Source organism: Archangium sp. (assembly GCF_036388035.1).
Classification (GTDB): Bacteria; Myxococcota; Myxococcia; order Myxococcales; family Myxococcaceae; genus Archangium.
Genome location: NZ_DASVSO010000575.1, coordinates 1 through 10703, shown reverse-complemented (window position 1 = coordinate 10703; position 10703 = coordinate 1). Strand labels below are relative to the sequence as shown.

General features: G+C 68.2%; 10 protein-coding genes. 7 read left to right on the top strand and 3 right to left on the bottom strand.

Annotation, left to right across the window (positions count from 1 at the left end):
- On the bottom strand, positions 1–729 hold a 729-nt coding region (locus tag VF697_RS23290; protein WP_331098527.1), incomplete at its 3' end, for a PHP domain-containing protein.
- A gap of 65 nt (positions 730–794) precedes the next feature.
- A complete protein-coding gene (locus VF697_RS23285) occupies positions 795–1070 on the bottom strand; it encodes a hypothetical protein (protein ID WP_204228580.1) in 276 nt (91 codons plus the stop codon).
- 210 nt (positions 1071–1280) lie between these two features.
- Between VF697_RS23285 and VF697_RS23280 the strand changes: the two genes are divergently transcribed.
- A complete protein-coding gene (locus VF697_RS23280) occupies positions 1281–1475 on the top strand; it encodes a hypothetical protein (RefSeq protein ID WP_331098523.1) in 195 nt (64 codons plus the stop codon).
- 183 nt (positions 1476–1658) lie between these two features.
- A complete protein-coding gene (locus VF697_RS23275; protein WP_331098521.1) occupies positions 1659–1979 on the top strand; it encodes a hypothetical protein in 321 nt (106 codons plus the stop codon).
- Here the strand turns inward: VF697_RS23275 and VF697_RS23270 are convergent.
- Positions 1976–2269 (bottom strand): hypothetical protein, encoded by a 294-nt coding sequence (locus VF697_RS23270; RefSeq protein ID WP_331098519.1) that lies wholly within the window; start codon positions 2267–2269, stop codon positions 1976–1978. The two genes, VF697_RS23275 and VF697_RS23270, sit on opposite strands and share 4 nt — an antisense overlap.
- Positions 2270–2571: 302 nt before the next feature.
- Between VF697_RS23270 and VF697_RS23265 the strand changes: the two genes are divergently transcribed.
- From VF697_RS23265 to VF697_RS23245, 5 genes are all read left to right on the top strand, one after another.
- Positions 2572–4572, top strand: a complete 2001-nt coding sequence (locus VF697_RS23265) for an alpha-1,4-glucan--maltose-1-phosphate maltosyltransferase (protein ID WP_331098517.1) — start codon at positions 2572–2574, stop codon at positions 4570–4572.
- Between the two features lie 16 nt (positions 4573–4588).
- A complete protein-coding gene (gene treS, locus VF697_RS23260; protein WP_331098515.1) occupies positions 4589–6247 on the top strand; it encodes a maltose alpha-D-glucosyltransferase in 1659 nt (552 codons plus the stop codon).
- A complete protein-coding gene (locus VF697_RS23255) occupies positions 6244–7581 on the top strand; it encodes a phosphotransferase (protein WP_331098513.1) in 1338 nt (445 codons plus the stop codon). The genes treS and VF697_RS23255 overlap by 4 nt, the downstream gene beginning before the upstream one ends.
- Positions 7578–9779 carry a 1,4-alpha-glucan branching protein GlgB gene (gene glgB / locus VF697_RS23250; protein ID WP_331098511.1) on the top strand — a complete coding sequence of 734 codons (2202 nt, stop codon included), beginning with the start codon at positions 7578–7580 and terminating at the stop codon, positions 9777–9779. Before VF697_RS23255 ends, glgB begins: the two co-directional genes overlap by 4 nt.
- Before the next feature lie 137 nt (positions 9780–9916).
- Positions 9917–10703: sterol desaturase family protein (locus tag VF697_RS23245; protein ID WP_331098509.1), on the top strand; the 787-nt coding region annotated here is incomplete at its 3' end.

Here is a 10703-nt window from a genome sequence, read left to right as displayed (position 1 = left end):
ACCACCACCGCCACCCCCACCGCCTCGACGCTTGCCACCCCCACCGCCCCGCCCCGCCTGGGCCTCGCCCGGGCGGGTGAGGCGCGGCAGCTCACCGGCCATCACCGGGAAATAGTCCCCGGCCAACAGCGCGGCCACGAGCTGCTCCTGCGTCTGGATGGGCTTCTTGAAATAGGTGGCGCCGTAACCCACCTCATCCAGCGAACCGCGGGCATCACTGCCACCGGTACACGGCAGCTTGAGGACCTCGGCGGCCTCCACGGCCAGGTCGTTGGACGTCTGCTTCACCCGGGCGTTGTAGCCCTCCACCGCGCACAGCAGGCCACCCAGCGAGCGGACGTAGTCCATCGCCGGGTTGGGCGTGTCCCGGTCATACGGACGGGCCGCCACGATGGCCGCGCCCAGCGAGCGCACCTTGGGCAGACACTCGGCGGCGCTCCAGGGCTTCTCCCGGTTGCTGCCCCACATCTGCACCGGCTCGGGAGCCAGCTCAGGCTTGGGGAAGAAGCACAGGTACTGCCCCCGGTCCGTGACGAGCTCCAAGCCGACGAAGACCTTCACCTTGGACTTCGCGCCGATGTCGAACAGCTCGTCGCAGCCGTCCTGGGTGTTGGTCTCGGTGAAGGCCACGCCGTCCAGACCGAACATCGCGGCCCGGTCCAGGACCGCGCGCGGCTCCAGTTTGCAGTCCTTCGAGAGGTAGGAATGCGCGTGCAGATCGATGAGCATGGGCGCCGCTCCCTAACAGGCTCCCGTGGGAGCTGTCGAGCCTCGGCGCACCGCCCCCCGCCGGATCAGGCGAACGCGTACCCCTGCAGGCCCGTCTGCTTCGTCTGACTGTTCCTCTCCTCGTGGGTGCGGATGAGATAGCCCATCAGCATCAGCGACGAGGTGTTCTCCAGCACCCGGGAAGGATCCTTGGAGATGAGGTTGGCGCTGTAGTTGAGGAAGAACTGGGCGAGGTCCTCGCCAGCCTCCTTCACGATCAGCGCGTTGAGCGCGGCGGGATCCATCGTCCGGATCTCGTTGATGAAGTCCACCGCCAGGTCCTTCTTGGTCTTCACGTCCACAGGCCTTCCCCCTTCGCCCTTCCCCAACCCTGAGAACCCCCGAGAGCCCCTCCCCCGGGCGCCAGTTCCAGCGACTCAGGGAATCTAGGCACGTCCCCCCGGCTGAAAACCCCCATCCCAGGCAGGTAAGCTTTTTTGACACCTATGAACAGCCGGAGATAACCTTACTGACACACACGGTAAAAAACTCACGGCAAGGAGTGGAAGGCGATGTTCACGGGCGTGAAGGTGTTCTCCGCGACGAAGGCCAAGGAGCGCGAGGAGCTGGGGGAGAACGTGACGCGGTGGCTGCGCAGCAACTCGGATCTGGAGATCGTCGACCGGGTGGTCGCACAGTCCAGCGACAACGAGTTCCACTGCTACACGCTCGTCCTCTTCTACAAGCACAAGTCGCAGCAGGCGTAGTCCCCGGTCCGCTCCCCGCGGATCAGCACCCATCAGGCGTGGCTCCGCCGGGTCCTCATCAGGCCCGGACGTCGAGCCCGCCCGACCCTTCTCCCGGACGGTCCCTCGGCCGCCCCAGGGCGCTCCCCTGCTCCGAGCGCCCGGTGGGTCCGTCCCCGTCCTCCGTGTCTCCCCTTCCCCTCCATGAGCCCTCAAAACTGGCGCCCTCAAGTCACCACCATCGATGACCCGATCGCGGACGATCGCTGGTCGCACACCACCCAAGAGGGGGAAACAAGAGTCTCCAGGATCATCGTCGGCCGTCCGCAGCCGCTTCCAGGTGAGGCGGACAGGGCTTGGTACTGCCCGCTCTCCATCGAGGGCTACCTCCCCGGCATCAAGTGCGTCATGGGGGTGGGCCCCGTGGATGCGCTCATGAACGCCATGACGCTCGTTCGGAGGTTCTTCGAGGAGCACTCCGACGTCACGCCCAGGGCGGGAGAGCCGCAAGGGCAGGACTCCTAATGCCGGATGGGGGGTCCGAACTCGGCGCGACAGAACACCTGGCACGCGGCCTTCCCCGCGTAGATCGCCGACCAGCACAGCGCCTTCCTCTTCTTGTTGTCGTCAGGAAGGTGCCGGCAGTAGTCCTCGGCCTCCTCGATGCTCGCATTGCAGGCCTTGAGGCACTCGAACACGTTCGTCATCTCGATGGTTCCGCCATCGGGCCGCTCCTTCTCCGGCTGGCCCGCCATCCCCCATGCGGGGACCAAGAGCAGCCCCGCGGTCAGCACCGCTCTCCACCCCTGCCGCACGCTGCACCTCCTTTCATCCAGTGCCTCGGTACCTTCGCATGCAGGCACAGGGTAAAGGGAGTTGAGCCCCGGGTTTCCCGTTCTATCTCCGGGCCCCCTGCCCTCCCCTCGGCCGCTCGCTCACCTGGCAGAAGCGCCAGACAGGGGAGCAGCCCCTCCTGGCGGGTGTGCGTCCCGCGAAGCCGTTCCTAACGTTGTCGGGCCAACGAGCCGGACGCCCGGAGCGTCCGGAATCAACGCACGGTGAAAGACAGCGCCGGTGTAGCGCGGCGCGGGGACCTATAAGGGGCCGCCTGGCATTTATGAGCGAGCGAATTGGAAGCGCCTTCATCGAGAACGTCCGGCCACAGCTGGACGCGGGTCGGTGGGCGGTGAAGCGCGTCGAGGGAGAAACCCTCACGGTCAAGGCCGACATCTTCAAGGAAGGCCATGACGTCCTGGTGGCCGTGGTGCGCTGGAGGCAGTCCTCGCCCAAGGAGCAGGCGACGGAATGGGCCGAGGTGCCCATGGTCGCGCGTGGCAACGACCTGTGGGAGGCGGACATCCCGCTCGCGCGCAACGGGCGCTACGAGTACACGGTGGAGGCCTGGCCGGACCTCTTCGCCACGTGGGTGAACGAGCTCAAGCGCAAGGTGGACGTGGGCCGCGACGTGCGCAGCGAGCTGCTGGAGGGCGCCGCCCTGCTCAAGGCCCACGCCGAGCGCGCGCAGAAGGCCGGCAGCGCCGAGGAGGCCCGCCGGCTCTCGGAAGCCGCCACCGCCTTCGGCCAGGGCATGGGCCACCAGGCCGTCGCCGCGGCCATGGATCCAGGCCTCGCGCCCCTGGCCGCGAAGTACGCGGACCGCTCCATCGCCACCCGGTACGACCGCGTCCTCGAGGTCTTCGTGGACCGGGAGAAGGCCAGCTACAGCTCCTGGTACGAGTTCTTCCCGCGCTCGGCGGTGCGCGACGGGCGCACGCACGGCACCTTCCGGGACGCCGAGCGGTGGCTGCCGTACGTGCAGTCCATGGGCTTCGACGTCATCTACCTGCCGCCCATCCACCCCATCGGCCGCACGGCGCGCAAGGGCAAGAACAACAGCCTCACGGCGGGCCCCGAGGACGTGGGCAGCCCGTGGGCCATCGGCGCCGCCGAGGGCGGCCACAAGGCGGTGAACCCCGCGCTCGGCACGCTGGAGGACTTCCGCGGCTTCGTCCGGGCGGCCAACGCGCTGGGGATCGAGATCGCCCTGGACCTGGCCTACCAGTGCTCGCCGGACCACCCCTACGTGAAGGAGCATCCGGAGTGGTTCCTCCACCGGCCGGACGGCACCATCAAGACGGCCGAGAACCCACCCAAGCGCTACGAGGACATCGTCAACTTCGACTGGATGGGCCCCGGGCGCGCCACGCTCTGGCCGGAGCTCAAGTCGGTGGTGATGCACTGGGTGGAGCAGGGCGTGCGCATCTTCCGCGTGGACAACCCGCACACCAAGCCCCTGCAGTTCTGGGCCTGGCTCATGCGCGAGGTACACACCGTGCGCCCGGACATCGTCTTCCTCTCCGAGGCCTTCACCCGGCCCAAGGTGATGAAGGCCCTGGCCAAGCTGGGCTTCCAGCAGTCGTACTCCTACTTCACCTGGCGCAACTTCAAGCAGGAGATGGAGGAGTACCTCACGGAAGTCACCCGCCCGCCCGTGTCCGACTTCATGCGCGTCAACCTCTGGCCGAACACGCCGGACATCCTCCCCGAGTTCCTCCAGCGCAGCGGGCCGGGCGGCTTCCGGCTGCGCGCCGCCATGGCCGCCACGCTCTCCAGCGTGTGGGGCATGTACTGCGGCTACGAGCTGTGCGAGGGCACCCCCGTCAAGCCGGGCAAGGAGGAGTACCTCGACTCGGAGAAGTACGAGCTCAAGGCCTGGGACCTGGACCGGCCGGGCAACATCCGCGACTACATCGCGCGGCTCAACACCATCCGCCGCGAGCACCGCGCCTTCCAGCTCTACAACAACCTGGGCTTCCACCCCTCGGAGAACGACCAGGTGATGTTCTACCTGAAGCGCACGCCGGACGGCTCCAGCCAGGTGCTGGTGGCGGTGAGCTTCGATCCCTTCCACGCCCAGGAGGCCGTGCTGCACGTGCCCCTGGCCGAGCTCGGCATCCAGCCGGATGAGACGTACCAGGTGCACGAGCTGATGACGGGGGAGCGCAGCCTGTGGCAGGGACCCACCGCCCATGTGCACCTCACCCCCGAGCAGCCCGCCGCCATCTGGGCGGTCTACCGCTTCCGTCGCAGCGAGCAGGCGTTCGACTACTACGAATGAGAGCCCATAGCCCTTTATGACCCGGACGGATCCGCTCTGGTACAAGAAAGCCGTCATCTACGAGCTGCACATCCGCGCGTTCTATGACTCGAACGCGGATGGTCACGGGGACATCCCCGGACTCATCGAGAAGCTCCCCTACCTGCAGGATCTGGGCGTCACCTGTATCTGGATCCTGCCCCACTACCCCTCGCCCCTGAAGGACGACGGGTACGACATCGCCGACTACTACGCGGTGCACCCGGACTACGGGACGCTGGCGGACTTCCAGCGCATGGTGGACGAGGCCCACAAGCGCGACATCCGCGTCATCAGCGAGCTGGTGGTCAACCACACCAGCGACCAGCACGCCTGGTTCCAGGAGGCGCGCAGGGATCCGAAGAGCCCCAAGCGCGACTTCTACGTCTGGAGCGACACGGACGAGAAGTACCAGGGCACGCGCATCATCTTCACCGACACCGAGCGCTCCAACTGGACGTGGGATCCGGTGGCCAAGCAGTACTTCTGGCACCGCTTCTTCAGCCACCAGCCGGACCTCAACTACGACAACCCCGAAGTGCAGGAAGCCATGCTGGACGTCATGCGCTTCTGGATGAACATGGGCGTGGACGGCTTCCGCTGCGACGCCGTGCCCTACCTCTTCGAGCGCGAGGGCACCAACTGCGAGAACCTCCCGGAGACGCACGCCTTCCTCAAGCGGCTGCGCAAGGCGATCGACTCAGAGTACCCGGACAAGCTGCTGCTGGCCGAGGCGAACCAGTGGCCCGCCGACGTGCGCGTCTACTTCGGCGACGGCGACGAGTTCCACATGGGCTTCCACTTCCCCGTCATGCCCCGCCTCTTCATGGCGGTGCGCCGGGAGGACCGCACGCCCATCGTGGAGATCCTCCAGCAGACGCCCGAGATCCCCGACAACTGCCAGTGGGCCATCTTCCTGCGCAACCACGACGAGCTGACGCTGGAGATGGTGACGGACGAGGACCGGGACTACATGTACCGGGAGTACGCCACGGATCCCCGCATGCGCATCAACGTGGGCATCCGGCGCCGCCTCGCCCCGCTGATGGACAACGGCCGGCGGCGGATTGAGCTGATGCACAGCCTGCTCTTCACCCTGCCGGGCACCCCCGTCATGTACTACGGGGACGAGATCGGCATGGGGGACAACATCTACCTGGGCGATCGCAACGGCGTGCGCACCCCCATGCAGTGGACGCCGGACCGCAACTCGGGCTTCTCCCGGGCGGACTACGCGCGCCTGTACGCGCCCGTCATCGCGGATCCCGTCTACGGCTACCAGAGCATCAACGTGGAGGCCCAGGAGCGCACCCGCTCCTCCATGCTCAACTGGGTGAAGCGCCTGCTGCGCCTGCGCCAGCGCTACCCCGCCTTCGCCATGGGCAAGCTGCGCTGGGTCAACCCGGACAACCGCAAGGTGCTCGCCTTCACGCGCGAGTACGAGGGACAGACGATCCTCATCATCTGCAACCTCTCGCGCTTCGCCCAGCCGGCCGTGCTCGACATGCGCGACTGGGAGGGCCAGATCCCCGTGGAGCTCATCGGCGAGACGCCCTTCCCGCGTATCTCCGGCATGCCGTACCAGCTCACGCTCGGCCCCTACATGTTCCTGTGGTTCCGCCTCGAGAAGCCCGCGCCCGGGAGGGGATTGCCGTGACCACGCCCATTGATCTGTCGAAGCTGCCGGACTACCTGCGCAACCAGCGCTGGTTCGCGGGCAAGGCCTGGCCCATCAAGTCGGTGTCGGTGGTGGACCATGCCCTGGTGGGGATGCCCGGCGGGCGCGACTTCATGCTCGCCGTGGTGGAGGTCCTCTACGAGCTGGGCCACCCGGACCGCTACCTGCTGCCCGTGCTCGCCTCGGGCGAGGGCGTCCAGGACGCCTTCGAGGACGTGGAGGCCCTGCGCGCCACCTTCGGCCTCATCCGCGAGAAGCGCGAGCTGTCCAGTGCCTCGGGCAAGCTCCTCGGCGAGTGGCTGGACACCCCGGAGGGGCTGATGGCCCTGCCCTCCCCCGTGCCGGTGCGGCGGCTGCACGTGGAGCAGAGCAACACCTCGGTGGTGATCGCCGAGAAGGTCATCCTCAAGGTCATCCGCAAGCTGGAGGCCGGCATCAACCCCGAGTACGAGGTGGGCCGCTTCCTGGCGACGAAGACGTCCTTCCGGGCCACCCCCACCCTGCTGGGCGCGCTGCAATCGGAGGGGCCCGCGGGCGCCACCCTGGCGGTGGTGCACCGCTTCGTCCCCAACGCCACGGACGGCTGGAGCTACTCGCTGGGCCAGTTCCGCCGCGGCGCCCAGCTGACGGAGGGCTTCCTCGGGGAGATGCGCGGGCTGGGCCAGCGGTTGGGCGAGCTGCACCGCGCCCTGGCCTCCAGCACCGACGAGCCGGCCTTCGCCCCGGAGGCCATCCACCTGGAGGATCTCCAGCGCTGGAGCGCCTCCATCGTGGGCGAGCTGGGCGTCACCCTCAACGAGGCCACGCGCCAGTTCCCCGAGCTGGAGCAGCGGCGCGAGGGGCTCATCGAGCAGGCGAAGCGGCTGGCGCACGTGCCTCCCTCGGGACAGAAAATCCGGATTCATGGGGATCTGCATCTCGGACAGGTGCTCCGGGCGGAGGGGGACTGGCTCATCATCGACTTCGAGGGCGAGCCGGGGCGCAGCTTCGCCCTGCGACGGGAGAAGTACTCGCCGCTGCGGGATGTGGCGGGAATGTTGCGCTCCTTCGACTACGCGGAGGCGACGGTGCAGCTCGAGGGCCAGTCCGCCGGCGAGCGCGTGGCCCCGGCGCGTCAGGCCTTCCTGGAGGGCTACCGCGCCGCCACGCGCGGGGCCGCCTTCCTTCCCCAGGACGACGCGACCTTCTACGTCATGCTTGACGCCTTGGAGCTGGAGAAGATGCTCTACGAGGTGCGTTACGAGCTTCAGAACCGGCCGGACTGGGTGCGCATCCCCGTCCAGGCGCTCTCGAGGATGGAGGTTCGCAAGTGAAGAAGCCGATGGATCGGCAGCAGGTGGATGCGGAGCTGCAGCAGGTGGTGGAGCTGAGACATCCCGAGCCGCACCGCGTGCTGGGCATCCACCCGGATGGGGATGCGATGGTGGTGCGGGCCTTCCGCCCGGACGCGGTCGCCATCCACGTGCTCCCGGAGTTCGGCGGGCGCATCCCCATGACGCACCGCCTGGGGGGCGTCTTCGAGGCCCGGCTCAACGGCAGGACGGAGTCCTTCAACTACCTCATCGAAGTGGAGTACCCGGGCAACAAGACCTTCACGCTTCGCGACCCCTACAGCTTCCTGCCCACGCTGGGCGACATGGACCTGTACTTCGCGGGCGAGGGCCGGCACGAGCAGCTCTGGGAGCGCATGGGGGCCCACCCCATCCACCACAACGGCATCAGCGGCGTGGCCTTCGCGGTGTGGGCACCCACGGCCGCGGGCGTCTCCGTGGTGGGCGACTTCAACAGCTGGGACGGCCGGCTGCACGCGATGCGGCGCATGGGCGCCTCGGGCATCTGGGAGATCTTCATCCCCGAGGTCGGCGAGGGCACGCGCTACAAGTTCGAGATCCGCCCGGGACATGGCGGCACGCGCCTGCTCAAGTCGGACCCGTTCGCCTTCCGCACCGAGGTGCCTCCGGCCACGGCCTCGGTGGTGCATGACCTGAACCACTTCCAGTGGACGGACGAGAAGTGGATGACGGCGCGCACCACGAAGAACGTGGACCACGAGCCCTGGTCCATCTACGAGGTGCACCTCGCCTCGTGGCGGCGGGTGATCGAGGACGGGGACCGGTCCCTCACCTACCGCGAGATGGCGACCGCGCTCGCGGAGTACGTGAAGCGGATGGGCTTCACCCACGTGGAGCTGATGCCCGTGTCCGAGCACCCCTTCGGCGGCTCCTGGGGCTACCAGGTGGGCAACTACTACGCCCCCACCGCGCGCTTCGGGCACCCGGATGACTTCCGCTACCTCGTCAACTACCTGCACGAGCAGGGCATCGGCGTGCTGCTGGACTGGGTGCCGGGACACTTCCCCCGCGACGCGCACGCGCTCGGCCAGTTCGACGGCACGGCCCTCTATGAGCACGCGGATCCCCGCCAGGGCACGCAGCCGGACTGGGGCACCTACGTCTTCAACTTCGGCCGCAACGAGGTGCGCAACTTCCTCATCGCCAACGCCATCTTCTGGCTCGACGAGTACCACATCGACGGCCTGCGCGTGGACGCGGTGGCCTCGATGCTCTACCTCGACTACAGCCGCAAGCACGGCGAGTGGATTCCCAACCGCTGGGGCGGCCGGGAGAACGAGGAGGCCATCTCCTTCCTGCGCGAGCTCAACGACACCGTGCGCCGCCGCTTCCCGGGCGCGGTGATGATCGCCGAGGAGTCCACGGCGTGGCCCAAGGTGAGCCAGCCCACCAGCGAGGGCGGGCTCGGCTTCCACTTCAAGTGGAACATGGGCTGGATGCACGACACGCTGACGTACTACTCGAAGGACCCCATCTACCGGCAGCACCACCACAACCAGCTCACCTTCGGCCTGCTCTACGCCTTCAGCGAGCACTTCATGCTGCCGCTGAGCCACGACGAGGTGGTGCACGGCAAGGGCTCGCTGTACGGGAAGATGCCGGGGGACCCGTGGCAGAAGCGCGCCAACCTCCGGGCCCTGCTGGCGTGGATGTGGGCGCACCCGGGCAAGAAGCTGCTCTTCATGGGCGGCGAGTTCGGCCAGCCCGCCGAGTGGAACAACGACCGCAGCCTGGACTGGCACCTGCTCCATGACCCGGGCCACGGGGGCATCCAGGCCATGATGGCGGACGTCAACAGGCTCTACCGGAGCCACCCGGCGCTGTACGACGCGGACTCGGAGCCGCTGGGCTTCCAGTGGCTCCAGCCGGACTCGGCGGCGGCCAACGTGCTCGCCTTCGTGCGGCGGTCGCGTCAGCCGGGCGGCCACGTGGTGTGCATCGCCAACCTGTCCCCCGTGCCCCGCGAGGGCTACCGCGTCGGCTTCCCCCGCCACGGCAGCTACCTGGAGATCCTCAACACGGATGCCCAGGACTACGGCGGCGCCGGCATCGGCAACCTGGGGCGCATCCACACGGATCCACACGGGTGGGACGGGCAGGACGCCTCGGCCTCGCTGACGCTCCCGCCCCTGTCGGTGCTCTGGTTCACTCCGGGGTAGACCCCCTCCGGGCTCGGATTTCGGCAACCTGTCCACTTAGTGGACAAGTTCGAGAGAAACGAGCCCGGGAGGTCTGCGGTTCTCGGGGAACAGGCGGACCCGCCAGGCTCGGCTAAGCTGGCGCCGGTTGCCCCGCCATGTCGCCCTTCCTCGCCCAGTACCTCACGGCCACCAGCGCCTTCTTCCTCACCGGACTCCTGTTCTCGCTGGCCGAGCGGCGCTGGCCCCTGCGCCCGGTGGACCGCCGGCGAGACTGGGGCCTCGATGTGTTCGGGTTCCTCCTGTCCTGGCACCTGAGCAGCGCGGTGGTGCTGCTGGGTGGGCATGTGCTCGAGGCCTGGGCGCCGCGGCCCTCGCTGGACGGGATGCCGGGGTGGCTGCGCGGGGTGGCCTTCTTCCTCGCCGCCGACTTCTTCAAGTACGGGGTGCATGCGCTGATGCACACGCGCTGGCTGTGGCCCGTGCACCGCTTCCACCACTCCGCCGAGCAGCTCTGGTGGTTCTCCGGCAACCGCGCCAGCGTCGGTCATGTGGTGCTGCACTTCCTGCCCACGGCGGCCCTGGGCTGGCTGCTCGATGCGCCTCCGTCCTGGGTGATGGCCAACGCGGGGCTCAACATCCTCTGGAACCACGTGATGCACGTGAACGTCGCCTGGCCGGCCTCGGCCCAGCGCGCCTTCGAGTGGCTGCTCGTCACGCCTCGCTATCACCACGTCCACCACGCCCGGGCCCCGGAGCTCTCGGGAAGGAACCTCGCCTCGGTGCTCACCGTCTGGGACCACCTGTTCGGCACGGCGGTGCGCCCGGAGCGGATGGCCGAGGGCACCCCCTTCGGGCTGGAGGAGCCACTGCCCTCCCTCGCGCGCCTCGCGGTGGGAGTGGAGGGCGCGCGCACGCAGCAACCGCGGGAGTTGCCGCCCACAC